General features: G+C 69.1%; 22 protein-coding genes and 1 pseudogene. 10 read left to right on the plus strand and 13 right to left on the minus strand.

Going from position 1 to position 25,194, the window contains the following annotated elements:
• Nucleotides 1–14: 14 nt before the first annotated feature.
• The 3 genes and pseudogenes from fzlA to queG all read left to right on the plus strand — a co-directional run bounded on the left by fzlA (nt 15) and on the right by queG (nt 1,979).
• Nucleotides 15–701, plus strand: a complete 687-nt coding sequence (gene fzlA, locus ASD21_RS16095; RefSeq protein ID WP_056444149.1) for an FtsZ-binding protein FzlA — start codon at nt 15–17, stop codon at nt 699–701.
• A gap of 55 nt (nt 702–756) precedes the next feature.
• Nucleotides 757–882, plus strand: a pseudogene (locus ASD21_RS25140) (hypothetical protein); the annotation flags it as partial.
• Nucleotides 846–1,979, plus strand: coding sequence for a tRNA epoxyqueuosine(34) reductase QueG (gene queG / locus ASD21_RS16100; protein WP_056443384.1), 1,134 nt, complete (start codon nt 846–848; stop codon nt 1,977–1,979). The pseudogene ASD21_RS25140 and the gene queG, both read left to right, overlap by 37 nt.
• Here queG and rfbA read toward each other — a convergent pair.
• The 5 genes from rfbA to rfbC all read right to left on the minus strand — a co-directional run bounded on the left by rfbA (nt 1,976) and on the right by rfbC (nt 6,316).
• Complete coding sequence (gene rfbA, locus ASD21_RS24035) at nt 1,976–2,842, minus strand: glucose-1-phosphate thymidylyltransferase RfbA (protein ID WP_056443387.1); 867 nt, start codon at nt 2,840–2,842, stop codon at nt 1,976–1,978. The two genes, queG and rfbA, sit on opposite strands and share 4 nt — an antisense overlap.
• Before the next feature lie 6 nt (nt 2,843–2,848).
• Nucleotides 2,849–3,739 (minus strand): dTDP-4-dehydrorhamnose reductase, encoded by an 891-nt coding sequence (gene rfbD, locus ASD21_RS24040; protein WP_056443390.1) that lies wholly within the window; start codon nt 3,737–3,739, stop codon nt 2,849–2,851.
• 5 nt (nt 3,740–3,744) lie between these two features.
• Nucleotides 3,745–4,806: a dTDP-glucose 4,6-dehydratase gene (gene rfbB, locus ASD21_RS16115; protein WP_056443392.1), complete on the minus strand. Its 1,062-nt coding sequence runs from the start codon at nt 4,804–4,806 to the stop codon at nt 3,745–3,747.
• Nucleotides 4,807–4,877: 71 nt separating this feature from the next.
• Nucleotides 4,878–5,747 carry an alpha/beta fold hydrolase gene (locus ASD21_RS16120; protein ID WP_056443396.1) on the minus strand — a complete coding sequence of 290 codons (870 nt, stop codon included), beginning with the start codon at nt 5,745–5,747 and terminating at the stop codon, nt 4,878–4,880.
• Nucleotides 5,744–6,316, minus strand: a complete 573-nt coding sequence (gene rfbC, locus ASD21_RS16125; RefSeq protein WP_056443399.1) for a dTDP-4-dehydrorhamnose 3,5-epimerase — start codon at nt 6,314–6,316, stop codon at nt 5,744–5,746. Before rfbC ends, ASD21_RS16120 begins: the two co-directional genes overlap by 4 nt.
• Before the next feature lie 32 nt (nt 6,317–6,348).
• On the opposite strand from rfbC, the gene ASD21_RS16130 reads away from it, so the two are divergent.
• Nucleotides 6,349–7,386, plus strand: coding sequence for a glycosyltransferase family 2 protein (locus ASD21_RS16130; protein WP_056443403.1), 1,038 nt, complete (start codon nt 6,349–6,351; stop codon nt 7,384–7,386).
• Here the strand turns inward: ASD21_RS16130 and argE are convergent.
• Nucleotides 7,349–8,542, minus strand: a complete 1,194-nt coding sequence (gene argE, locus ASD21_RS16135; RefSeq protein ID WP_056443406.1) for an acetylornithine deacetylase — start codon at nt 8,540–8,542, stop codon at nt 7,349–7,351. The genes ASD21_RS16130 and argE overlap by 38 nt on opposite strands.
• A gap of 100 nt (nt 8,543–8,642) precedes the next feature.
• On the opposite strand from argE, the gene ASD21_RS16140 reads away from it, so the two are divergent.
• Nucleotides 8,643–9,275 carry a glutathione S-transferase N-terminal domain-containing protein gene (locus ASD21_RS16140; protein WP_056443409.1) on the plus strand — a complete coding sequence of 211 codons (633 nt, stop codon included), beginning with the start codon at nt 8,643–8,645 and terminating at the stop codon, nt 9,273–9,275.
• 172 nt (nt 9,276–9,447) lie between these two features.
• Here ASD21_RS16140 and ASD21_RS16145 read toward each other — a convergent pair whose 3' ends face one another.
• The gene (locus ASD21_RS16145; RefSeq protein WP_056443412.1) at nt 9,448–9,981 is read right to left on the minus strand and encodes an FKBP-type peptidyl-prolyl cis-trans isomerase; all 534 of its coding nucleotides are present in this window, start codon (nt 9,979–9,981) and stop codon (nt 9,448–9,450) included.
• Between the two features lie 195 nt (nt 9,982–10,176).
• Between ASD21_RS16145 and ASD21_RS16150 the strand changes: the two genes are divergently transcribed.
• A complete protein-coding gene (locus ASD21_RS16150; RefSeq protein ID WP_056443415.1) occupies nt 10,177–11,043 on the plus strand; it encodes a UTP--glucose-1-phosphate uridylyltransferase in 867 nt (288 codons plus the stop codon).
• 174 nt (nt 11,044–11,217) lie between these two features.
• On the opposite strand, the gene ASD21_RS16155 is transcribed toward ASD21_RS16150, so the two are convergent.
• Together ASD21_RS16155 and tkt are read right to left on the minus strand one after the other, a co-directional pair.
• Nucleotides 11,218–12,426 carry a threonine ammonia-lyase gene (locus ASD21_RS16155; protein ID WP_056443418.1) on the minus strand — a complete coding sequence of 403 codons (1,209 nt, stop codon included), beginning with the start codon at nt 12,424–12,426 and terminating at the stop codon, nt 11,218–11,220.
• Nucleotides 12,423–14,384, minus strand: a complete 1,962-nt coding sequence (gene tkt, locus ASD21_RS16160) for a transketolase (RefSeq protein WP_056444152.1) — start codon at nt 14,382–14,384, stop codon at nt 12,423–12,425. The genes ASD21_RS16155 and tkt overlap by 4 nt, the downstream gene beginning before the upstream one ends.
• Nucleotides 14,385–14,581: 197 nt before the next feature.
• On the opposite strand from tkt, the gene ASD21_RS16165 reads away from it, so the two are divergent.
• Nucleotides 14,582–15,145 carry an acyltransferase gene (locus ASD21_RS16165; protein ID WP_056443429.1) on the plus strand — a complete coding sequence of 188 codons (564 nt, stop codon included), beginning with the start codon at nt 14,582–14,584 and terminating at the stop codon, nt 15,143–15,145.
• A 22-nt stretch (nt 15,146–15,167) separates the two neighbouring features.
• Entirely contained in the window at nt 15,168–16,319 is a 1,152-nt protein-coding gene (locus tag ASD21_RS16170) for a glycosyltransferase (protein WP_056443432.1), read from the plus strand.
• Here the strand turns inward: ASD21_RS16170 and asnB (ASD21_RS16175) are convergent.
• Complete coding sequence (gene asnB, locus ASD21_RS16175; RefSeq protein WP_056443435.1) at nt 16,309–18,186, minus strand: asparagine synthase (glutamine-hydrolyzing); 1,878 nt, start codon at nt 18,184–18,186, stop codon at nt 16,309–16,311. The genes ASD21_RS16170 and asnB (ASD21_RS16175) overlap by 11 nt on opposite strands.
• 83 nt (nt 18,187–18,269) lie before the next feature.
• Between asnB (ASD21_RS16175) and ASD21_RS16180 the strand changes: the two genes are divergently transcribed.
• Nucleotides 18,270–19,508, plus strand: coding sequence for a glycosyltransferase (locus ASD21_RS16180; protein ID WP_156398405.1), 1,239 nt, complete (start codon nt 18,270–18,272; stop codon nt 19,506–19,508).
• 9 nt (nt 19,509–19,517) lie between these two features.
• Here the strand turns inward: ASD21_RS16180 and ASD21_RS16185 are convergent, their stop codons facing one another.
• From ASD21_RS16185 to ASD21_RS16195, 3 genes are read right to left on the minus strand one after another with little or no spacing between them, the layout of a single operon-like run.
• Complete coding sequence (locus ASD21_RS16185; protein WP_082554806.1) at nt 19,518–20,897, minus strand: nucleotide sugar dehydrogenase; 1,380 nt, start codon at nt 20,895–20,897, stop codon at nt 19,518–19,520.
• Nucleotides 20,894–22,078, minus strand: coding sequence for a DegT/DnrJ/EryC1/StrS family aminotransferase (locus tag ASD21_RS16190; protein ID WP_056443440.1), 1,185 nt, complete (start codon nt 22,076–22,078; stop codon nt 20,894–20,896). The genes ASD21_RS16185 and ASD21_RS16190 overlap by 4 nt, the downstream gene beginning before the upstream one ends.
• Before the next feature lie 44 nt (nt 22,079–22,122).
• Nucleotides 22,123–23,088 carry a Gfo/Idh/MocA family protein gene (locus ASD21_RS16195; protein ID WP_162250244.1) on the minus strand — a complete coding sequence of 322 codons (966 nt, stop codon included), beginning with the start codon at nt 23,086–23,088 and terminating at the stop codon, nt 22,123–22,125.
• 181 nt (nt 23,089–23,269) lie between these two features.
• On the opposite strand from ASD21_RS16195, the gene asnB (ASD21_RS16200) reads away from it, so the two are divergent.
• Complete coding sequence (asnB, locus tag ASD21_RS16200) at nt 23,270–25,189, plus strand: asparagine synthase (glutamine-hydrolyzing) (protein ID WP_082554808.1); 1,920 nt, start codon at nt 23,270–23,272, stop codon at nt 25,187–25,189.
• The last annotated feature ends 5 nt before the right edge of the window (nt 25,190–25,194 follow it).

The following is a 25,194-nucleotide window of genomic DNA, read 5'->3' on the forward strand; positions in this document are numbered from 1 at the left end:
GAATGCGCGTGGGCATGAGCGTCGAACGAACCCTTCACCACTTCCCCCTGGATCCGGCCTCGCGCCAGGTGCGCCTCGCCTTGGCCGAGAAGCGCCTGCCGTTCGTCGAGGTCCAGGTGCGCTATTGGGAGGGCCCGGAGGAATTCCTCAAGCTCAACCCGTCGGGCGTGCCGCCGGTGCTGGTCGAGACCAAGCACCAGCGCACCACGGTGATCGCCGAGACCCGCGCCATCCTCGAGCACATCGAGGAACAGGATCCGGAACCGGCCCTGCTGGGCCGCGAGCCGGGCGAGCGGGCCGAGGCGCGCCGCCTGCTGCAGTGGTTCGACCGCAAGTTCGACAACGAGGTCAACGGCTTCCTGCTGCACGAGAAGATGGAAAAGCGCCTGCTGCGGCTGGGCGCGCCGGACCTGTCGTCGCTGCGTCGGGGCCGTGACGCCCTGCGCCAGCACATGGACTACATCGAAGGCCTGCTGAACACCCGCGACTGGCTGGCCGGCCGGCGCATGAGCCTGGCCGATTTCGCCGCCGCCGCCCACCTGTCGGTGATCGACTATTTCGGCGACGTGCCCTGGAAGGACTTCCCGACGACCAAGACCTGGTACATGAAGCTGAAGTCCAGGCCCGCCTTCCGACCCATCCTGGCCGATCGCTGGCCGGGCCTGGCGCCGGTCGCGCACTATGACGATCTCGACTTCTAGGCGTTCCGGCGCGTAAGACCGGTGGAGCGTAGTCCTCGTCCTTCGACAGGCTCAGGATGAGGAATACGACCGCCGACGCCGCAAAAGTAGCCCTCATCCCGAGCTTGTCGAAGGACGAGGGCGGCCCACAGACCGGTCAGCCGAGTGTTCTCAGATCCTTGCCACCCCAATGAAGCGCTGAGGGACGAGATCCGAGCCGAGGCCCTGCGGCTGGGTTTCGACGCGTGCGGCTTCGCCAGCGCCTCGGACGCCTGGCCCAACGGCGGCTGGCTGCGGGAATTCGTGGCCGAGGGTTTCCACGGCGACATGGGCTGGATGGAGGAGACGCTCGACCGGCGTTCCCACCCCACCGCCATGTGGACCGACGCCAGGACGGCGGTGGTGCTGGGCGTCAACTACGGCCCCGAGCACGATCCGCTGCTGGCCCTCGAGGACGGCTCGCGGGCGGCGATCAGCGTCTACGCCCAGGGCGACGACTATCACGAGGTGATCAAGAAGCGGCTGAAAGCCCTGGCCCGCTGGATGCACGGCCGGTTCGGCGGCGAGGTGAAGGTGTTCGTCGACACCGCGCCGCTGATGGAAAAGCCGCTGGCCCAGCGCGCCGGCCTGGGCTGGCAGGGCAAGCACACCAACCTGGTCTCGCGTCAGTTCGGCTCGTGGCTGTTCCTGGGCTCGGTGCTGACCACCCTGGACCTGCCGGCCGATCCGCCCGAGCGCGACCATTGCGGCTCGTGCCAGGCCTGTCTGGACATCTGCCCGACCAACGCCTTTCCCGGTCCCTACCAGCTGGATGCGCGGCGCTGCATCTCGTACCTGACCATCGAGCTGTCGGGCCCGATCCCGGTCGAGTTCCGTCAGGCCCTGGGCAACCGCATCTACGGCTGCGACGACTGCCTGGCCGCCTGCCCGTGGAACAAGTTCGCCAGCCTCTCCAGCGAGATGGCCTTCCACGCCCGCGAGACCCTGAAGGGACCGTCCCTGGCGGAGCTGGCCAGGCTGGACGACCCGGCGTTCCGCGCCCTGTTCAGCAAGAGCCCGGTCAAGCGCATCGGCCGCGACCGGTTCGTGCGCAACGTGCTCTACGCGATCGGCAACAGCGGCGACGCGGGGCTGATGGCGGTGGTCGAGCCGCTGCTGGCCGATCCGTCGCCCGTGGTGCGGGGGGCGGCGGTCTGGGCGGCGGGGCGGCTGTTGGACCCGGCGGCGTTCGCGCGGTTGGAAGCGACGAGGGTCGAGGATGATCCAGAGGTGCGAGCCGAGTGGGCGGGCGCCGCCTAGCCTCCCGCCAGCCGCACCAGGTACTGGCCATATTCGGTCTTGCCCATCGCCGCTCCTAGCGCGGCGACCTGCTCGGCCGAGATCCAGCCCTGGCTGAAGGCGGCCTCTTCGGGGCAGCCGACCTTCTGACCCTGGCGCTTTTCGATGGCGCGGATGAATTCGGTGGCCTCGACCAGGCTGTCGTGGGTGCCGGTGTCGAGCCAGGCATAGCCGCGGCCCAGCTTGGCGACCGACAGCTGGCCCTTTTCGAGATAGAGCTGGTTGATGTCGGTGATTTCCAGCTCGCCCCGGGCCGAGGGCTTGAGGGCGCGGGCCATCTCGACCACCTGGCGGTCGTAGAAATAGAGGCCCGTCACCGCCCAGTTGGAGCGCGGCGCGGCGGGCTTCTCCTCCAGCGACACGGCCTGGCCGTCGGCGTCGAAATCGACCACGCCATACCGCTGCGGATCGGTGACGTGATAGGCGAAGACCGTCGCGCCGGCGTCGGAGGCGGCCGCCTGGGCCAGGGCCTCGCTCAAGCCGTGGCCGAAATAGAGGTTGTCGCCCAGCACCAGGGCGCACTTGTCGTCGCCGATGAAGGCGTCGCCGACGATGAAGGCGTCGGCCAGGCCGCGCGGGGTGTCCTGCACCGCGTAGTCGAAGCGCACGCCCCAGGCCGAGCCGTCGCCCAGCAGCGCCTTGAACAGCGGGACGTCGCGGGGCGTGGATATGATCAGGATGTCGCGGATCCCGGCCAGCATCAGGGTGCTGATCGGGTAATAGACCATCGGCTTGTCGTAGATCGGCAGCAGCTGCTTGCAGACGGCCAGGGTCAGGGGATGGAGGCGCGTGCCGGATCCACCGGCGAGGACAATGCCTTTCATGGGCGACTAGAACTCCATCTCGTTCATGCAGGCGGCCAGGCTTTCGCGCCAGGGGCGACAGCGCCAGGGCAGGGCGGTTTCGATCTTGCCGCAGTCCAGGCGCGAATTGGCCGGGCGTTTGGCGGGGGTGGGATAGTCGGCCGTGGTGATCGCTCGCACGCGGGCGGTCGGGCCGCCGCGTCGCGCCGACTCCGCGAAGATCGCCGCGGCCAGGTCGGCCCAGCTGGCGTCGCCGGCGCCGCTGAGATGATAGACCCCGGCCAGCCCGGGATCGCGCGCCAGGGCGTCGGTCGCCAGCAGGGCCGCCCGCGCGCAGTCGCGGGCCCAGGTCGGGCGGCCGATCTGGTCGGCGACGACGCCGATCTCGTCGCGGTCGCCGGCCAGGCGCAGCATGGTCCTGACGAAGTTGGCCCCATGGGCGCCGTACACCCACGAGGTGCGCAAGGTGATCGCCGGGCCGCCGGCCGCCGAAACGGCCTGTTCGCCGGCCAGCTTGCTGGCGCCGTAGACGCCGGTCGGACCGGTGGGGTCGGTCTCGACATAGGGCCGGTCCAGGGTCCCGTCGAACACGTAGTCGGTCGAGAAGTGCGTGAAAGGCAGGCCGCGCGCCGCGCAGGCCCTGGCCATGGCGGCCGGAGCGTCGCGGTTGAGAGCGAAGGCGGCGTCCGGCTCGCCCTCGGCCCGGTCGACGGCGGTGTAGGCGGCGGCGTTGATCACCGCGCCGGGGCCGATCTCGGCGATCAGGCCCTCGATGGCGCTGTCGACCGCCTTGGGGTCGGACAGGTCCAGGGTCCCGCGCCCGGCGAAGGTCATGGCGCGGCCGCTCGCCTCGGCGAGGTCGGCCAGTTCGCGGGCCACCTGGCCGTCGCGGCCGAAGACGAGGATGGGTCCGGTCATCGGCCTCAACCGGCCTTGGCGGCCGGCAGGCCCAGCCGTCGGCCGTCATAGGCCGCTCGCAGCGGCGCCCACCAGTCGGCGCGGGCCAGATACCATTCGACGGTCTTGCGGATGCCGGTCTCGAAGGTCTCGCGGGCCCGCCAGCCCAGTTCGGTCTCGACCTTGGTCGCGTCGATGGCGTAGCGGCGGTCGTGGCCGGGCCGATCGGCGACGAAGGTGATCAGGTCGCGGTGCGAGCCGTCGACGCTGGGGGCCAGCTCGTCCAGCAGATCGCAGATCGTCTGAACCACCTGGAGATTGTTGCGCTCGTTGCGGCCGCCGACATTGTATTTCTCGCCCGGCCGGCCCGTCTCCAGGATCATGCGCAGGGCGCGGGCGTGGTCCTCGACGAACAGCCAGTCGCGGATGTTGCCCCCGTCGCCGTAGACCGGCAGGGGCCGGCGCTCCAGGCCGTTCAGGATCATCAGCGGGATCAGCTTCTCGGGGAAGTGATAGGGCCCGTAGTTGTTGGAGCAGTTGGAGACCAGCACCGGCAGGCCGTAGGTGTGGAACCAGGCCAGGGCCAGGTGATCGGCCGCGGCCTTGGAGGCCGAATAGGGCGAGGTCGGGGCATAGGCGGTGGTCTCCTCGAACAGCCCCTCGGCCCCGAGGCTGCCATAGACCTCGTCGGTGGAGACATGGACGAAGCGGAAGGCGTCCTTGGCCGCGCCGGTCAGGCCGCGCCAGTAGTCCAGGGCGCAGTCCAGCATCACATAGGCGCCGACGATGTTGGTCTCGATGAACGGACCGGCCCCGGAGATCGAGCGGTCGACGTGGGACTCGGCGGCCAGGTGCAGCACGGCGTCGGGGCGATGGGTTTCGAAGACGGCCTGCATCGCGGCGCGATCGGCGACGTCGGCCTGAACGAACACGTAGTCGGGCGAGGCCGAGACCTCGGCCACCGAGGTCAGGCTGCCGGCATAGGTGAGCTTGTCGACATTGACGACCTGGTCGCCCGTCTCGCCGAGCAGGAGGCGGCAGACCGCCGAGCCGATGAAGCCCGCGCCGCCGGTGACCAGTATCTTCACGCCCTAATCCTTCAGCCTGCGCACGCTTGCGGAATATCATCTGCCGCGAGGCTTCGATAGCCGCCGGACGGTCAGTCGGCCTCGGCCAGGAAGGCGGCGATCGCGTCCCAGGCCTCGGGCTCGGTCAGCATCGGCGCGTGGCCGACGCCCGGGACTTCGGCATAGGTCATGGCCGGCGCCGCGGCGCGCATGCGCTCAACGATCGGCGGATCGATCAGGTCGGAGATTTCGCCACGCACCAGCAACACCGGCCCGCAGGCGGCCAGGGCGCGGAACAGCGGGGTCATGTCGGCCGGCGGCGCCTCCGGGTCGGCGGCCTTGAACGGGGCGGCGATCTCGGGGTCGTAGGCCAGGACCAGGGCGCCTTCCGGCGTCTCGTCCACCAGTCGACGGGCGAACGCCGCCCAGTCGGCGTCATCGTGGTCGGGAAAGGCCGCGCCGTTGATCGTCTTGGCGTAGGCGGCCGCCTCGTCCCAGGTCGCGAAGGCCGAGTCGCCGCCGACATAGCCGCCGATCCGGGCCAGGCCCACCGGCGAGAGTTCGGGACCAACGTCGTTCAGCACCACGCCGGCGATGGCCTCGGGCCGAATCGAGGCCAGCACCATGGCGATGATCCCGCCCATGCTCGTGCCGATGAATGTCGCCCGCTCGATCCCCGTCGCCTCGAGCAGGGCCACGACGTCCATCGCGTAGGTCCCGGGATGGTAGTTCAGCGGTTGCGGATCGCGGGCGGAGCGGCCTCGGCCGCGCACGTCGACGGCGATGACCCGGCGGCCGAGAGCGGCGACGCGCCGGGCCAGGTCCTCGAAGTCGCGGGCGTTGCGGGTCAGGCCGTGGATGCAGATCACCGGAGCGCCGGAGACCGGCGCGGTCGGCGCGTAGTCGCGGGCGTGCAGGGCAAGGCCGTCCGGCGAGCTCCAGGTCAGGTCCGCGACGCTCACGCGGACGCGCCGTAGGCGAAGGGCGTGCTCAGTTCGGCCAACAGCGGCGCGGCGGCGTCGCGGGCGTTGGTCGTGATCGCGTCGGCCGGCAGGGTCCAGTCGATGGCCAGGGCCGGGTCGTTCCAGCGCAAGGTCCCCTCGGTCTCCGGCGCGTAGTAGTCGGTGACCTTGTAGATCACCTCGCAGTCATCGGTCAGGGTGCAATAGGCGTGGGCGAAGCCCTTAGGGGCCAGCAGCTGGCGGCCGTTGTCGGCCGAGAGCTCGGCGCCGACCCAGCGGCCGAAGGTCGGCGAGCCTCGGCGGATGTCGACCGCGACGTCGAGGATCGCGCCGCGCACGCAGCGGACCAGCTTGTCCTGGGCGTGCGGCGGCGCCTGGAAATGCAGGCCGCGCACCACGCCGCGCCGGGTCGAGCGCGCGTGGTTGTCCTGCACGAAGACGCCGCCCGAAAAGCCGGCCTCGTCCAGGGCCGACTGACGGAAGGTCTCCAAAAACCAACCACGCTCGTCGCCATGGCGCGTGGGCGTGATAAGCAGCACCTCGGGAATCGCCGCCGGCGTGATCTTCATCAATCGGACCCCTTGGAATGAGTTCGCCACGCATGGCTCGCCCGACCGGCAATGGCAAGAGCGAGGCGCCGCCTCTGATCAGCGTCGTCATCGTCGCCTATCAGAGCGGCCCGACCCTGGCGCGCTGCCTGAAGGGCCTGCGGGAGCAGATCTTCGGCGATTTCGAGATCCTGCTGGTCGACAACGCCTCGAGCGATGGCGCGCCCCAGGCGGCCGCGGCGGCCGATCCGGCGATCCGGCTGTTGCTGCCGGGCGCCAATCTCGGTTTCGCGGCGGGCAACAACCTGGCGGCGCGGGAAGCGCGCGGCCGCTGGCTGGCCCTGCTCAACCCCGACGCCTTTCCGGCCCCCGACTGGCTGGACCAACTGGTGGCGATGGCGCGGCGGCGCCCCGAGGTGAACTGCTTCGCCTCGCTGCAGCGCGACGCCGCCGAGCCCGCCTTGCTGGACGGCACGGGCGACGTCATGACCCTGGCGGGCTTTCCCTATCGTGGCGGCTATCACAACCCCGCCCCGCCCGCCGTGCCCGAAGGCGAAACCTTCTCGGCTTGCGGCGCGGCCATGCTGATCGACCGCGCGCTGTTCCTGCGGATGGGCGGGTTCGACGAGCGGTTCTTCTGCTACTGCGAGGACGTCGACCTGGGCTATCGCCTGCGGCTAATCGGGGAGCCCACCCTGCTGGCGCCGCGCGCGGTGGTCGATCACGTCGGCTCGGCCTCGACCGGCGTGCGGTCCGACTTCTCGCTCTTCCACGGATCGCGCAACCGCATCTGGGTCTATGTGAAGAACACGCCGTCGGCCCTGTGGTGGACCGCGCCGCTGCACGTGCTGGCCACCCTGGTCCTGCTGGTCCGGCACCTGACGCGCGGCGAGGCGGCGCCCGCCTGGCGAGGGATCGTGGCGGCGCTGAAGGACCTGGGCCCCGCCCTGGCCGCCCGGCGCGAACTTCAGGCCGGACGCACCGCCGCCGTCGGCGAGATCGCCGCGGCCATGACCTGGAATCCCCTGGACCTGCTGCGCATGCGCAGCGTGATCAAGCCGCTGAGAGGTCCTCGATCAGGCGGCGCATGAAGGCCGCGCCGCGCTCCATCTGGCTGATCTCGACATATTCGTCGGGCTGGTGGGCCTGGTCGATCGAGCCGGGACCGCAGATCACGGTCGAGAAGCCCGCGCCCTGGAACTGACCGGCCTCGGCGGCGTAGGGCACCACGCGCGGCGGGCCGTTGTCGCCGGCGATGCGGCGGGCGAAGGTCTCGGCCGCGCCGTCGACCTCCGGCGCGAAGGCCGGGGTCATCGACCGCGTCTCGACCCGCACCCCGCCCTCCGGGGCCTTGGCCTTGACCTCGGCGTCCAGCGTTCGCGCCAGGGCGAAGAAGTCGGCCAGGATCGCCTTGGGGTCCTGGCCCGCCGGGACCCGCAGGTCGAAGATGAACACGCATTCCCGCGCCAGGATGTTGACCGCCGTGCCGCCGTTGACCTGGCCGACGGTCAGGGTCGCGCCCTTGGGGGTGAACGGCGAGGCGGGGTCGGCCTCGCGCTCCAGCCGCTCGGACAGCGCGACCAGATGGCTCATCAGCTTGATGGCGACCATGTTGGCCGAGACGCCCAGATGGGTCAGGCTGGAATGGGCCTCGCGGCCCGTGACCGTGACCCGGAAGCTGGCGATGCCTTTGTGGCCGCGCACGGCGACCATGTCGGTGGGCTCGCCGACCACCACCAGGGCGGGGCGGGGCAGTTCCTGGTCGATCACTGCGATCATGTCGGGCGCGCCCAGGCAGCCCACCTCTTCGTCATAGGAGAAGGCCAGGTGGACCGGGCGGTCGAGGCGGGCCTTGGCCAGGTCCGGGGCGGCGGCCAGGGCCAGGGCCAGAAAACCCTTCATGTCGCAGGTCCCCCGGCCGTAGAGCCGCCCGTCGCGCGCGGTCAGGACGAACGGGTCGCTGCTCCAGGGCTGGCCGTCGACCGGCACCACGTCGGTGTGGCCCGACAGCACGACGCCGCCGGGGATTTCCGGACCGATGCTGGCCAGCAGGTTGCTCTTGGTCCCGTCGGCGTTGGGCACCCGGCGCGAGCCGACGCCCAGGTCCGCCAGATAGGCCTCGACCCACTCGATCAGGGCCAGGTTGGACAGCCGGGAGGTGGTGTCGAAGGCCACCAGGGTGGAGAGGATGTCGACGGCGCGGGCGGCCAGGACTTCGGAGGACGAGATTTCGGAGGACGGGACCATGGCGCGACCCTAGCGCGGGTCTCGGCGCGCGCCTACCGGGGCTGAGCCTTAACGGCCGGCTTCGCGTTCTATGCTTCGAAGATGAGCGGAGACGCGCGCCATGATCGACCTCTACACCTGGACCACGCCCAACGGCCGCAAGATCCCGATCGCCCTGGAGGAACTGGGGCTGGAGTACCGCGTCCATCCGATTGACATCGGGCAGAACCAGCAGTTCGCGCCCGACTTCCTGACCATCTCGCCCAACAACAAGATCCCGGCCATCGTGGACCACGACGCGCCGGAGGGTCCTCAATCGGTGTTCGAGAGCGGGGCGATCCTGATCTATCTGGCCGAGAAGACCGGCAAGCTCCTGGCCCCTTCGGGTCCGGACCGGGTGGCGGCGCTGGAATGGACCTTCTGGCAGGTCGGCGGCCTGGGGCCGATGGCCGGCCAGCTGGGCTATTTCGCGCTGCGGGCGCCCGAGCCGGTCGAGCTGGCCATCGACCGCTTCGCCGACGAGGTGCGGCGGTTGCTGGGGGTGATGGAGGGGCGGCTGGAAAAGGTCCCCTACCTGGCCGGCAGGGAGTATTCGATCGCCGACATCGCCAGTTTCGCCTGGACCCAGGCCGCGCTGGAGATCCTGGAGCAGATCCAGCCCGACCGTCCCCCTCTACCGGCCGCGCGGGCCTGGCTGGAGCGGGTGGGCGAGCGGGCCGCCGTGCGGCGCGGCATGGCCGTGCCGAAGGTGTGAGGGCGGATCGCGCCGGCCTAGGGCTGATCGACGTTCAAGCCCGGTGCGTGGTCTTCGTCCTTCGACAAGCTCAGGATGAGGACCGTTTTACAGGTCGTGGCAGCAGAAAACCTCATCCTGAGCCTGTCGAAGGACGAGGTTTTCGTTTTCGAGACCGAATGTCGATCAGGCCCTAGGCCGGCGCGCGTTGCTTGGGCGCCTGGATCTCCGAGGGCAGCACGTCGATCAGCTCGATCCGGAAGATCATCACGCTGTTGCCGGGGATCGGGCCCTTGTCCTGGGCGCCGTAGCCCAGTTCCGGCGGGACATAGAGGGTCCATTCGTCGCCGGGGCGCATCATGACCAGGGCTTCCCTCCAGGCCGGCACCAGGCCCTGCAACGGGAACGAGGCGGGCACGCCGCGCGCGTAGGAGCTGTCGAACACCGTGCCGTCGACCAGCTTGCCCTCGTAATTGACCTTGACCTCGTCGGTCGGGTTGGGCTTGGCGCCGCCCGGCGGACCCGAGCGCACGACCTTGTACTGCAGGCCGTCGGCCAGGGTGACGACGCCGGGCTGCTTGGCGTTCTGGGCCATGAACACTTGCGCGGCGGCCAGGCTTTCCTGCTGCTTCTTGCTGGGACCGCAGGCCGACAGGGCCAGGGCCGCGCCGAGGACGGCGGCAAGGAGAAGCTTGGGGGCGAGGGCGAAGCTGAGGGGGCGAACCATGAGACGACGGGCTCCGACGGATATTCGTCCGTGCTAGACCAATTCGCGTTCGCCCGCGCGCCGATTTTGGGCGCTCCCAAGTTTGGCCCCGGTTTGAGACGGACAGTCACAGAACAGTGGTGGCGCGGGATCGCGGCGCGCCCTAGAAACCGTCCCCACCCAGTGATCCTCCCAGCGACCCTTCACGAGGCCCTCATGAAACCCGTCCGCAAAGCCGTCCTTCCCGTCGCGGGCTTCGGCACCCGGGTCCTGCCCGGCACCAAGACCACCCCGAAGGAGCTGCTCAACGTCGTGGACAGGCCGATCCTGTCCTACATCGTCGAGGAAGGCCGCGCGGCGGGCATCGAGCACTTCGTCTTCGTGACGGGGCGCAACAAGGGCGCGATCGAGGACTATTTCGACCACCAGGTCGAGCTGGAGGCCGCGCTGGCCGCCAAGGGCAAGACCGAGATCCTGGAAGAGCTGCTGGGCGAACTGCCCCGGCCCGGCGAGATGAGCTTCGTGCGCCAGATGGCCCCGCTGGGCCTGGGCCACGCGGTCTGGTGCGCCCGCGACATCGTCGGCGACGAGCCGTTCGCGGTGATGCTGCCGGACATGGTGATGTCGGCCGGCACCCCGGCCCTGGCCCAGGCCATCGAGGCCTACGACCAGAAGGGCGGCAACATCGTCGTGGTCGAGCCGGCCCCCGAGGGCATGGCCCACCAGTACGGCATCGTGGCGCTGGACGGCCGGGACGGGCGCCTCAACCGCATGACCGGCATGGTCGAAAAGCCGCCGAAGGGGACCGAGCCCTCGAACCTGTTCATTTCGGGCCGCTACATCCTGCAGCCGGAGATCTTCGACCTGCTGGAAAAGCAGGGCAAGGGCGCGGGCGGCGAGATCCAGCTGACCGACTCGATGCTCTCGCTGCTGAAGACCCAGGACTTCCACGCCCTGGAATACGAGGGCGAGACCTATGACTGCGGCGACAAGATCGGCCTGCTGCGGGCCAATGTCGCCCTGGCCCTGAAGCGCCCCGACCTGGCCGACGCGGCGCGGGAAATGATCAAGGGGCTGCTGTAGTTCGCGCCGCTCCCTCTCCCCTTGCGGGAGAGGGTGGCCTCCGAAGGAGGTCTGGTGAGGAGTTGAAGAACGCAAAAAGCCGCGACAGGCCGAAGGGCCGGTCGCGGCTTTTCTGTTTGAGAGATCCCTCGTCCGGCGCTTCGCGCCACCTTCTCCCGCAAGGGGAGAAGGATGTTAAACCGTCCGCGGCGGGTAGCCCTTCTCGCGCAGGGCGTCCATGACCTCCTGGGTGTGCTGGGCGTCGCGGGTCTCGATGGTGATATCGAACTCCGCGCCCTTGGCGGGCACGTCCAGGGCCAGGCGGTTGTGGTTTACCTCGATGATGTTGGCGCCCATCGTGCCGATGACATTGGCCACGGTCGACAGCAGGCCTGGGCGGTCGTCGCCGACGATGCGCAGGGACACCAGGCGCTGGGCGCGCACCAGCTCGCGGGTCAGGACCGAGGCCAGCAGGCGGGTGTCGATATTGCCGCCGCACAGGATCAGGCCGCACTTCTTGCCGCGGAAACGCTCGGGATAGGCCAGCAGGGCGGCCAGGGAGGCCGCGCCGGCCCCTTCCGCGATCGTCTTTTCAACGTTGCAGTAGAGGGCCACGGCCTGCTCGATGTGCGGCTCTTCCAGCAGCAGCACGTCGTCGATCAGCGGCCGGGCGACGCCGTAGGTCAGCTCGCCGACCTGCTTGACCGCCACGCCCTCGGCGATGGTCTGGCCGCCGCAATGGGCGGCCACGCCGCGCATCTTGGCGGTGAAGGACGGGTACATGGCCGGCTCGCAGCCGATGATGCGGATGTCGGGCTTGACGGCCTTGGCCGCCGTGGCCACGCCGCTGATCAGGCCGCCGCCGCCGATCGGCACCGGCAGGACCTCGAGGTCGGGCGCGTCCTCCAGCATCTCCAGGGCGATCGTGCCCTGGCCGGCCATGATGTCGTAGTCGTCGAACGGATGGACGAAGGTCAGGTCCTGCTCGACCTGCAGCTTGCGGGCGTGGGTGGACGCGTCGTCATAGGTCTCGCCCTCGATGACCACGGTCGCCCCGAAGTCGCGGGTGTGCTGCACCTTGATGAACGGGGTCGTCTTGGGCATGACGATGGTCACCGGCACGCCGAGGCGGGCGCCGTGATAGGCCAGGCCCTGGGCGTGATTGCCGGCGCTGGCGGCGATGACCCCCCGGGCCTTCTCGGAATTGGACAGCAGCATCAGCTTGTTGAGCGCGCCGCGCTCCTTGTACGCTGCGGTGAACTGCAGGTTCTCGAACTTCACCCAGACTTCCGCGCCGGTGATCTTGGACAGCGTCCGGGAATAGCGGCACGGCGTGCGCTCGATCTGGCCCGCGAGGCGGGCGGCGGCGGCGCGGATGCTGTCGATGTCGAGCGTTCGGCTCATGTGCGGTGCGTCTCGGCCAGTTTCGTCCTGGCCAGTTCGACGACGTGCTTGGCCGTGATGCCGAAGGTCTCGAACAGTTCGGCGGCCGGCGCGCTGGCGCCGTAGCCCGTCATGCCGATGAAGCCGCCGTCGGCGCCGATATAGCGATCCCAGCCTTGGCGAACCCCCGCCTCGACGGCGATGCGGACGCCAGCGGTCCCGACCACGGTCGAGCGATAGGCCTGGTCCTGGGCTTCGAAAAGCGACCAGCAGGGCATGGAGACGACGCGGGTGGCGACGCCTTCGGCCTCCAGTTGGTCGTACGCCGCGACGGCGACGGCGACCTCGGTCCCCGTGGCGAAGAGCGTGACCTGGGCTTCGCGGGACGCCGCGCGCAGCTCGTAGGCGCCGCGGGCGCTGAGATTGCCGTCTGAAGCCTGCCGCCGAACCGCGTTGGTCTTCTGGCGGGACAGCACCATCACGGACGGGGCCTTGGGGTTCTTCAGCGCCAGCGCCCAGCATTCGGCGACTTCCACGGCGTCGGCCGGCCGGAAGACGTTGAGATTGGGCATCGCCCGGAGGCTGGCGACCTGTTCGACGGGTTGGTGCGTCGGGCCGTCCTCGCCCACGCCGATGGAGTCGTGGGTCATCACATGGACGACGCGAACTCCCATCAGGGCGCCCAGGCGGATCGCTGGCCGCGAATAGTCGGCGAAGGCCAGGAAGGTGCCGGCGTAGGGGATGACGCCGCCGTGCAGCGCCATGCCGTTCATCGCCGCCGCCATCGCGTGCTCGCGGACGCCGTAATTGACGTGGCGTCCGGCATAGTCGGGCTGGTCGAACGTGCCCATGCCCGACACCAGGGTGTTGACCGAGCCGGTCAGGTCGGCCGACCCGCCGATCATCTCCGGAATGGCCGGGACCAGAGCCGCCAGGGCCTCGCCCGAGAAGACTCGAGTCGCGTTGCTGGGCGCTTCGGTGACGCGCTTGGCGATCAGGGCGTCCAGGCCCTCGAAGGCGTCGGCCGGCAGCTGTCCGGTCACGGCGCGCCGGAACTCCGCCGACTTCGGGGAGGCGGCGACCTCGCGCTCCCAGGCCTTGCGCACCCGCGCGCCGCGCTTGCCCGCCGCCCGCCAAGCCTTGGCCACCGTCTCGGGCAGTTCGAACGGCGCGTGGGACCAGCCAAGCGTCTGGCGCGCCGCGGCGGTGTGCTCGGCGCCGAGCACGCCGTGCGCCTTGTAGTGGCCTTCCATCGCGCCCGCGCCACGGCCGATCTGGGTCTTGCAGGCGATCAGGGTCGGACGGTCCTGCTTGGTCGCCCAGGCCAGGGCCCGGCGAATCTGGCCGTGGTCGTGGCCGTCGATGGCCTTGGTCGCCCAGCCGGCGGCCTTGAACCGGGCGATCTGGTCGCCGCTCTCCGACAGGCTGACCTTGCCGTCGATCGTGACGTCGTTGTCGTCCCACAGCACGGTCAGTCGCGACAGGCGCAGGCGGGCCGCCAGGCTGATGGCCTCGTGGCTTACGCCTTCCATCAGGCAGCCGTCGCCGGCGATCACCCAGGTCCGGTGATCGACCAGGCCTTCGAACCGAGCGGCCATGGAGCGTTCGGCCATGGCCATGCCCACGGCGGTGGCCAGGCCCTGGCCGAGCGGGCCGGTCGTGGTCTCCACGCCGGGGGTGTGGCCGTATTCGGGGTGGCCGGGTGTCAGCGAGCCCAGCTGGCGGAACCGCTTCAGCTGCTCGATCGTCACTTCCTTGACGCCGACCAGGTGCAGCAAGGCGTAAAGCAGCATCGAGCCGTGGCCGGCCGAGAGCACGAAGCGATCGCGATCGGCCCAGTCGGGCTTGGCCGCGTCGAACTTCAGGAACTTCGTCCAGAGCACGGTCGCGACGTCGGCCATGCCCATGGGCATGCCGGCGTGGCCGGAGTTGGCGGCCTCGACCGCGTCCATCGCCAGGACGCGGATCGCATCGGCCATGACCAGCGCCGCGTCACGCGGCTCGGAGGGGAGTTGCGAAGAGCTCATGGCCGTCTTTTGTCGGATCGGAAAAAGAGCGCCTCTCTGCCCTATTGCGCCTCGACCCGCAAGGGAACGCGCAAGCGCGGGGGCATGTTGCCAAGGGCGACGGGAGGGATTAGGTCGAACCAGCCCCGAAGCTTGCCATGGATTGAAATATGTCGGTCAACGTCCATCCGTCCTCGTATGTCGACGACAACGTGGAATTGGGGGAAGGCACGTCGATCTGGCATTTCTCGCATATCCTGAGCGGGTCCCGGATCGGCAAAAACTGTTCCTTCGGCCAGAACGTCATGGTCGGACCCAACGTCACGATCGGCGACAACTGTCGCGTCCAGAACAATGTCAGCCTCTACGAGGGTGTCGAGCTGGAGGACAATGTGTTCTGCGGGCCGTCCTGCGTGTTCACCAACGTGGTGACCCCGCGCTCGGGCGTGAACCGGCGGGGTGAGTTCGCGCCCACCCGGGTTCGCAAGGGCGTGACGATCGGCGCCAACGCCACCATCGTCTGTGGCTCGGAACTGGGCGAGTACGCCTTCATCGCCGCCGGCGCGGTGGTGACCAAGGACGTCAAGCCGTTCTCCCTGATGGCCGGGGTTCCCGCCCGCCGCATCGGTTGGGTCAGCCATGCCGGCGAAGTGCTGCGCGCCGATCTGACCTGTCCCCGGACAGGCGAGAAGTACGAGGTCGTCGACGGGCAGCTCCAACGCGTCGGTGGCTGAGGTCGACCGACCCGGTGAGGGCTTGAACGTCCTCCTGATCGCTCGCCACTTTCCGCCGCTCGTGTCGGGCGGCGCGCGACGTCCCTATCTGCTGGCCCTCGCCCTGGAGGCGCTAGGCGCCGAGGTCCGCGTCGTCGCGCCGGGCCTGCCGCCTGGCGTGAAGGGCGTCGTCGCGCCCCTGCTTCACGCGCCGCCCCTCGAGCAAGCCGACGCCCCTCCGGTCCCCGCGCCGCCCCCGACCCTGTCGGCGCGGCTCCGCGACCTGGCGCGATCATGGCTGCTGTGGCCTGACGCCGAGATCCGCTGGGTGCGGCGAGCGGTTCGGGCCGCGGGGTCGCTGGAGGGGTTCCGCCCCGACTGGATCCTTACCACCAGCCCGCCGGAATCGATCCATTGCGCCGGCCCAGCCCTGCGCCGCCGCCACCAGGCCCGCTGGGTCGCCGACCTGCGCGACGAGTGGCTGGCCCGTCCGTTCCGCGCTGAGCTGTCCCATCCGTGGCGCCGGATGGTGGAAGGCGTCATCGCGCGGCGGTTGTTAGTCCGGGCGGACCTGATTATCGGCGTGGACGCGGTGGTCGCACGGGAGGCGCGACGTCTGGCGCCTGGTCGCCCGATCGAGGTGCTGGCCCAGTTCGCGGCGCCGCCGCCTCCGCCGGTCGACCTGGGACCCGGAGGAGTCCACGTCCTCTATACCGGCAGCGTGTCGCTTTCGGATCCGGCTTGCGGGATCGAGCCGCTGTGCGCCGCGATCGCCGCCACCGTGCGCCGACGTTCGGACCTGGTATTCCATTTCGTTGGCCGGCTGACCCCGGAAGAGAGGGCCGCGCTGCGGGCGACCGGGGCGGGAGACGCCGTGCGCCTGCACGGACCGCGCCCCTATGACGAGACGCGCGCGATGCAGGCGGCCGCGGACGGCTTTCTGGTCACCGCCGCGCCCGACGCGACGGCCATACCGGGCAAGGTCTACGAATACCGCGCGGTCGGCGCGCCGATCATCGCGGTCGGCGAAGGACCTTGGCGCGCGATCGGCGGCTACGATCCGGGCGACGCCGCCGATCGTTTGTCGAGCCTGGCCAAGCGGCGGCCTGGCGAGCGCGACGGTCCTGTCGCGGACACCCCGGAGGACGCCGCGCGGCGCCTGCTGGCGATGATGCGCGCCGTGGTCAGAGGCTGATCTCGAAGATCGCGGCCCAACGAAGGAAAACCGCGATGCGGAACGCCGCGGCGTTGGCGTCTCCGGACAGGCCGACCCGGGCCGTGATCGCGTCCAGGGCCGCGGGGTCGAAGATATCGCTCTTGCGCGCCTCGGCCAGGCGTTCCAGGGCCCAGGGCCGCCAGCGGTCGGCCATCCACTGGTCCTGCGGGGTCACGAAACCCAGCTTGCGACGGCGGCGCGCGATCTTGTCCGGGATCAGCCCGGTCGCCGCGCGGCGCAGGACGTCCTTCGTCCAGCCGTCGCGCATCTTGGTTTCGGCCGTCATGCCCAGGGCCAGATCCACCACGCGCGGCGCCAGGTAGGGCAAGCGGCTTTCGACGCCGTGCGCCATGGCGTTGCGGTCTTCGAAGCGCAGCAGGGCGGGCAGCGACGCCCGGGCCAGCATGTCCCGTGTCATGGCGTCGTAGCGATTGCAGCCCGGGCGGTGGGGCGCGGCGTCCGGCTCGCGGCCGCGGACCGGCCAATCCTGGGGCGGATACCGTCCCCTTAGGCGGGCCATCTTGCGCAGGCCGGTTTCGGGCAGCAGCCTGATCAGCGCCGACTTCGCCAGGGTGGAGGTCGAGAACACGCCGCCGTCGCCGGCATGGGCCCGGCTGGACCTCAGCGCGCCGCCGAGGTCGAGGGCGGCGAGGCGATCCGCCAGGTGGTAGCCGATCATATGGTCATAGCCGCCGAACAGCTCATCGGCGCCCTGGCCGTCCAGCATGACCTTTAGGCCTTCTTCCCGCGCGCTGCGGAACACGAACCATTGCAGGCAGATCGAGCTGTGGCCGAACGGTTCGCCCTGGGCTTCGATGACGTCGTCCAAATGGTCCAGCATCTGGTCCGCAGTCGGCGTGATCAGACGCGCGGGATGGCGGTCGCCCGCGAGGGCGGCCTCGAGATAGGGGCGCTCGGACAGGGCGTCGTCGTCATCATAGACGGCGCTGATCGTGTGGATACCGCGCGAGCCTCGCGCCTCCAGGGTGTTCTGGGCCAGGCTCACCAACAGGGTTGAGTCCAGGCCGCCAGACAGGCAGCTGCCGACCGGAACATCGGCTTGCAGTCGCAGCGCGACCGCATCGTCCAGGGCCGAACGCAGCTGCTCGGCAAGGTCGTCTCCCCGTGCCGGCGGCGCCGTCAGCTGGGTCCACGATGTGAACGCTTCGCGCGTCGGCGGGCGGGCGGGGTCGAGATCGAACTCGCCCCAGCAGCCGGCGGGAACGCGCTTGATATCCGCGAAAAAGGTGTCGTCGCCGGTGTCAACCGAGCCGACGTTCAGAAAATCGGCGGCGACGTCGGCGTCGAGCCGCCGGCCGTCGGGCAGGAAGGGCAGGAGCTGCCGGACGTCGGACGCGAAGGCGAAGCCCCGGTCCTGGCCCAGGCCGACGCGGGCCCACAGCACGGGCTTCTCGCCGAACCGATCGCGGGCCACGATCAGTTTGCGGCGGCGCGCGTCGTGGATCGCGAAGGCGAACATGCCGTCGAATCTGGCTAGGGCGCCCGGGCCCCAGTGGTCCCAGGCGGCCAGCAGGACCTCGCTGTCGCCCTCGGTGTGGAAGGCATGCCCCAACGCCTGGAGCTCCGTCCGCAAGGCGCGGTAATTGTAGATCGCGCCGTTGAACACCATGTGGAGGCCGGGATCGTCGGCCGACACGCGTCGCGTCATGGGCTGGTCGGACGCCGTCGAAAGATCGTAGATCGCCAGCCGGCGGAAGCCCAGGACGACCGGAACCTGTCCGTCGAGGCCTTCTCGCCAGCCTTCGCCGTCCGGTCCGCGACGCTGGATCGGCGCCAGCATCCTGCCGTCGCGAATAATGCCGATCGAGGCCCAGATGCCGCACATGGTCTTCGACTCCGACTCCCGGTTGGGCGATAGCGTGGACAAATCGCCTGTCCGTCGCGGCGAGGCCTAGGGTATACGAAACCATGCCGCAAGCCCGAGAACCCCGCCAGATCCTGGCGGGCCGCCGTATAGCCTTGGTCGCGAAACTCTTTGATCGCGGCGACGGCCGCCTTCTCAAGCAGCGCGCCGCCCTGCGGGCCGCTGGCGCTGAAGTCGGATGCTTCGCGATGATCGACCACGCCCGGTCCGCGCCGGACGTCACGACACCCGACTGGCGGGCCGCGCGGACGCGGACGGCGATGACGGGCGGGATCGTGCTGGCCGCGGGAGTGTTCGGGGCCCGTCTGGCGGCGGGCCGGGCGACGCGCGATGCGATAGGTGACGCCTCCAGCTGGCTGGCCTATCGCGGCCAGGTTCGGGCCCTGGCCGACGTCCTGGCCGCCTGGCGCCCTGACGTCGTCGTCTGCTCCGATCCGGAGACCCTCCCGGCGGTGGTCCGCTTCAAGGCTCTGGGCGGCGGGGCCGTGCTCTATGACGCGCACGAGTTCCATGAGGAGGAAGACCACACCGATCCCGGCCGGCAGGCCTGGGTTCAAAAGGTGGAAACCCGGGCGGCGGGCGCGATCGACGGCTTCGTCACGGTCAATGCGGGCATCGCGGCGCTCTATGCGGAACGACGTCCCGGCCTGCCGCCTGCGGTCATCGTCCACAACGCCGGCGAGCTGGAGACGCCGCCGGCCTATGATGGCCGCCTCCACCGCGCGGCCGGCTTGCCGGCCTCGACCCGCATCCTGCTCTTCCAGGGCGGACTGGCGCCGATGCGCGGGCTCGAAGCGCTGGTCGACGCCGGCGCCTGGCTTCCAGAGGGGTGGGCCCTGGTGCTGATGGGGTCGGGGCGCCTGGAGCCCAGCTTGCGGGCGCGGGCAGACGCCGATCGGGTGCGCTTCGTGGCGCCCGCGCCGTTCGCCGAATTGCCTCAATGGACCGTGGGCGCGGCCCTGGGCGCGCTGCTCTACGAGGACCTGAACCTCAATCAGCGCCACTGCAGCCCAAACAAGCTCTGGGAGTATCCGGCGGCCGGCGTTCCAATGCTGGCGACGGACCTGCCCGAGATCCAGCGACTCGCGTCGCCGTACGGCGTGGCCTTCTTCGTGCCGTCGGGGGCGGGGGCGACGGATATCGCCGCCCGGGTGGCTAGCCTGACCGACGCCGATCTGGCCGAGGCGCGCGTCGGGGCGGCGGCGTTCACCCGCCTTCACAGCTGGCGCGCGAACGCCGAGGCTTTCGTCTCGGAGGTCGCGCGCCTCGCCGCGGATCGATAGCCCGGAGGCTTAGGCCCGAACGATCTTGCAGCCGTGGGTCTTGGCGTAACGCGCGGTGGCGTTGCGCGTGTCGACGATCAGCGGCAACTGTTCGAGCAGCAGTTCGTAGTCGACGTTGTCGTGGTCGGTGGAGATCAGCGCGCAGTCGAATTGCGCCAGGTTCTCCGCCGTCAGCGGGGTCGACTCCCAGCCCGCCAGCTCAGGATGTTCGCGGGTGGCGGGGATCACCGGCAGATACGGGTCATGGTACGAGACCTTGGCGCCGCGGGACTGCAGAAGATCGATGAGGATCAGCGACGGGCTTTCACGCATGTCGTCGATGTTCTTCTTGTAAGCCAGCCCCATCACCAGGATCTTCGCGCCGTTGATCGCCTTCGACAGGCGATCGCTGAGTCCGTCAGCCACGGCTTCGATTACGTTGCGCGGCAGCTGGTTGGTCACGTCGCCGGCCAGCTCGATGAAGCGCGTCGACAGGCCAAACGCCCGCGCCTTCCAGGTCAGGTAGAAGGGGTCGATCGGGATGCAGTGACCGCCCAGGCCCGGACCCGGATAGAAGGCGTGGAAGCCGAACGGCTTGGTCTTGGCGGCGTCGATGACTTCCCAGACATCGATGCCCATGTTGTTGTAGACGCCCTTCAGTTCGTTGACCAAGGCGATGTTGACGAGCCGATAGATGTTCTCGGTCAGCTTCACCGCCTCGGCGGCGCGCAGGCTCGAGACCGGCACCGGCGTGGTGATCAGGCCATACAGGGCGACGCCGATGGCGCGCTCCGCGTCGGTGTCGGCGCCCACCACCTTGGGGATGGTGCTGGTGTTGAAGTGCGGGTTGCCGGGATCCTCTCGCTCGGGGCTGTAGGCCACGGCGAAGTCACGTCCCACCTTCAGGCCCGAAGCTCGCTCCAGGATCGGGATCAGCACTTCCGAGCTGGTGCCGGGATAGGTGGTGGATTCCAGAACCACCAGCTGCCCGCGACGCAGAACCTTGCCCACGGCCTCGGTCGTGTCGCGCACGAACGACAGGTCGGGCTCGCGGTGACTGTCGAGCGGGGTGGGGACGCAGAGCAAGATCGCGTCGGCCTCGGCCAGGCGTTGCGCTTCGAAGGTCGCCTCGAAGCGGCCGCTGGCGCGCATCTGGGAGACCACCTCGTCGCCGATGTGGGCGAAGTAGGATTTGCCGGCGTTCAGCAGTCCGACGCGCGGCTGGTCGATGTCATAACCGATGACGCGCACGCCGCTCTCGACGAACGCGCGGGCCAGGGGCAGACCGACATAGCCCAGCCCCATGACGCCGACCGTGACGTCGCGCGCCTCGGCGCGGCGCACCCACTCCACCGCGAGGGCCTCGAACGCCGCGTCGGTGTCGTGCTTGGAGAACAGGTCGATTTTCATGCGTTTTGGCCGATCGCGTTGCGAACGCTCTGGGTGATGTAAGCCTGATCTTCCGGCGACAGGTCGGGGTGCATCGGCAGGCTGATGACGCGCGAAGCCTTGTCCACCGTGACCGGCAGGCCCGACGGGGCGAGCGGGTGCTCGGAGTAGGCCGGCTGCAGGTGCAGCGGGATCGGATAGTAGGCCGCGGTCGGCACGCCCACCGCCTTCAGCTTCTGGGCCAAGTCGTCGCGGTCCTCGACCTCGATGGTGTACTGCGCCCAGCTCGAAACGCCGCCGGCGATGACGATCGGGGTCTTGACGACGCCGGCCAGCTGTTCGGCGTAGCGATTGGCGATCGCGTTACGCTGCTCGATCTCCCAGGCGTAGACGTCGAGCTTTTCGAGCAGGATAGCGGCCTGGATCGTGTCGAGACGGCTGTTCATGCCGACCCGCATGTTCAGGTACTTGGGATCGTGGGTGAACGAGCGACCCTCGATGTCCTTCTGGGTCGCCTTGCCGTGCACGCGCAGGGAGTCCATCAGTTCGACCAGGCCGGCGTCGTTGGACAACACCGCACCGCCGTCGCCGTAGCAGCCCAGCGGCTTGGCCGGGAAGAAGCTGGTCGTGGTGCAGTCGGCCCAGTGGATCGGATGCTGGCCGTTCAGGGTGCAGCCGAAGCCTTGGGCGGAGTCGGCGATCAGCTTCAGGCCGTGCTTCTTGGCGATGGCCGCGATGGCCGGATAGTCGGCGGGCTGGCCGAACAGGTCCACGGCGATAACGACTTTCGGCGTCAGGCGTCCTTCGGCCTTCACCTTCTCGATGGCGGCCTCTAGGTCTGCGGGATCCATGTTGTAGGTGTCGGCCAGGATATCCACGAACACCGGCGTCGCGCCCACCCACGGAACGACCTCGGCGGTCGCGGCGAAGGTGAAGCTGGGGCAGAACACGGCGTCGCCCGGACCCACGTTCCAGGCCATCAGCGGCAGGGCGAGCGCGTCGGTGCCATTGGCGCAGGACAGCGCCAGCTTGGCTTGGCCGAAGTCGGCGAGGCGCTTTTCGAATTCGCGAACTTGCGGGCCCATGATCCACTGGCCGGCGTCGACGGCCCCCATGACGGCCTTGTCAATGCGGTCGCCCAGGCGGCGGCGTTGAGCAAGAAGGTCGATGAACGCGAGCGGCGTGGAGGGAGAGGTGGCCATCAAGGAAGCTCCAATTTGAGTCCGATTTTGAGAGTGTGAGGATCTTAGAGCGCGTTGGCCGCGCTAGCCGTGGCGGCGGCCAGAACCTTGAGCACGCGGATGCCCTCGTCAGCGGAGGTCTCCGGTGCGGCCACACGACCCGTCACGACGTCGAGGAAGTGCTGGCATTCGCGCTTCAGGGGTTCGTCGGCGGGGTAGGGGATGACCTCGGCGTCGCCCTTGACGGGCTCCGGCGCGCCCGACGTCCTCTTGATCCCGTGGCGATACAGGCGAAGCTTGTCCGCGGCGGCCGAGTCCTCGAAGACCAACATGCCGGTCTCGCCGACCACGGTCAGCATGTGGCGTTTGAACGGGTGCAGCCACGAGGTGAAGACGTGAGCGCGGGCGCCGCCCGGGAAAGCCATTTCGATGCGGCTCATATCGTCGACGCCTGGAGTGACGGACGAGACGCCCGTCGCCGAGATCTCGACGGGGTCGGCGTCCATGATCGTCAGCAGCATCGACAGGTCGTGAGGCGCGAAGCTCCAGCAGACGTCTTCCTCGACCCGGAACTTGCCCAGGCTCAGGCGATCCGAGTAGGCGTAGAGCACCCGACCGATGGCGCCGTCCTTGATCATGCCGGCCAGGGTTTCGAACGCGGGGTGGTAGCGCAGCAGGTGGCCGACCATCAGCGCCTTGCCGGCGGCCTCGGCGGCGGCCTTCATCCGCTCGGCGTCCTCTACGGTCAGGGCGATCGGCTTTTCGACGAAGACGTGCTTGCCGGCGCGCGAGGCGGCGATGCAGATCTCGGCATGCAGCTCGGCCGGCGCGGCCACGGCGACGCCTTCGATCGACGAATCCGCCAGGCCCGCTTCCAGGGAGAGCGCGCGGACGCCGTACGTGGAGGCCAGGGCTTGGGCGACTTCCGGTTGCTGATCGATCACCGCGGCCAGGGCGCCCAATTCCGAGAAATTACGGACGAGATTCTTGCCCCAGTAACCACATCCGACGACCGCGATACGTCCGACCAAAATAACGCCTCCCGTTTGGAGGGTCGGGCATACCTTTTCAACAACCGCACGTAAAGCAACGAGATTAAGACATTTCAGGAGCTGGGCCTTGACGTTCCGCGTCTAGGGAACTGATGGTTGGAAACCGGCCTTCACCCATATAAGAACCCAGCTCAATCCAAGCTCGTCGTCGGAGATCGGTATGTGCGGAATAGCGGGCATGATCCACCTTGATGGTGAACGCGTGCCTCAACTCGCGCGACGGCTGCAGATGATGAACGACATCCAGGCCCACCGCGGCCCCGACGGTCACAGCATCTGGACTTCGCCGGACGGCTCGGTCGGCCTTGCGCATCGTCGCTTGGCGATCGTCGATCTGTCTGAGCGCGGCGCCCAGCCCATGAAGGGCGAGGACGGTTCGGTCCTGGTCCACAATGGCGAGGTCTATAACTTCCACGAGCTGCGCGAGACGTTCGCCGGGCGCTGGACGTTCAAGAGCGGCACCGACACCGAGGTCATCCTCGCCGCCCACAGCCAGCTGGGCGACGCGGCCGTCGAGCGCTTCCGCGGAATGTTCGCCTACGCGCACTGGCAGCCGGAGACCCGGCGCCTGGTCATCGCGCGCGACCCGTTCGGCATCAAGCCGCTCTACTACGCCCAGGTCGGGCGGACGCTGATGTTCTCGTCCGAAGCCAAGACCCTGCTGCCCTTCCTACCCGACGTCGAGACTGACCCGCACGCGTTCGCCGAATATGTGGCGCTGCAGATCCCGCTCAGCGACCGCACCCTGTTCGCGGGCATCCGCCAGCTGCCGGCCGGCCATACGCTGGTCTGCGAGAAGGGTCAGGTGAAGATCCGCGCCTACTGGAGGCCCGAGTACAATTGTATCGACATCAGCCAGGCTGAGGCGACCGATCGGCTGTCGGCCCTGATCGAGGACTCCCTGGCGCTGCACCTGCGCAGCGACGTGCCGGTCGGCGCCTATCTGTCGGGCGGGGTGGATTCCAGCCTGATCGCGATCATGGCCGCCGACAGCCACCACGAAAACCGTGACTTCTTCCACGGCAAGTTCACGCAGTTCCCGGGCTATGACGAGAGCGGCTATGCGCGCGAAGCCGCCGGCCTAGCCTCGGGCCGGCTGCACGAGATCGACATCACCGCGGCCGATTTCATCGAGTCCATGCCCAAGGTGATCTACCACCTGGACCAGCCGGTGGCCGGGCCAGGTTCGTTCCCGCAATACATGGTCTCCAAGCTGGCCGGCCAGCATGTGAAAGTCGTCCTCGGCGGACAGGGCGGCGACGAGATCTTCGGCGGCTACAGCCGCTACATGGTCGCCTATCTGGAGCAGTGCCTGCGGTCCGCCATCCAGGGCGAGGACGATCCCGGCACGCGCGACCTCAGGTTCGAAACCATCCTCCCGCAGCTGGACTCGCTGCGGGAATACCAGCCGATGATCAAGTCAAGCTGGTCGTCGGGCCTGTTCGGGGCGTTCGACGAGCGCTACTTCCGCCTGATCAACCGCACTGTCGACATGGCCGGCGAGGTGGAGATCGAAGATCTCCCGATGGCCGACGTCCATCAGCGCTTCACCGCCGAGTTCAACGCGGACGGGGTGGGCGAGCGAGCCTATTTCGACAAGATGATGCGGTTCGACATGCGGTTCCTGCTCCCGGCCCTGCTGCAGGTCGAGGACCGCATGGGCATGGCGCACGGCATCGAGTCCCGCGTGCCGTTCCTCGACCGTCCCGTCGTCGAGTTTGTCTCGTCGTTGTCGCCGGGGATCAAGCTCAAAGGCGGGGTCTCCAAGCACCTCCTGCGCGAGGCCTTCGGCCACCGCCTGCCTCCATCGCTGCTCACCCGCCGCGACAAGATGGGCTTCCCCGTGCCGCTCAAGGAGTGGTTCGGCGGTGAGCTGAAGAGCTTCGTCCACGACACGTTCCACAGCGCCCGGGCCGGCTCGCGGCCGTGGATGCGCCGCGACGTCGTGCTGAAGAACATGACCCAGATGGGTTCGTTCTCGCGGACCGCGTGGGGAATGCTGTCCCTGGAGCTGTGGTACCAGCAGTTCCACGATGTGGCCCACCAACACCGCCGGACGGTCGAGGCGATGGCCTCCTGAGTTCG

The sequence above is a fragment of the Caulobacter sp. Root1455 genome, from assembly GCF_001426905.1.
Lineage (GTDB): Bacteria > Pseudomonadota > Alphaproteobacteria > Caulobacterales > Caulobacteraceae > Caulobacter.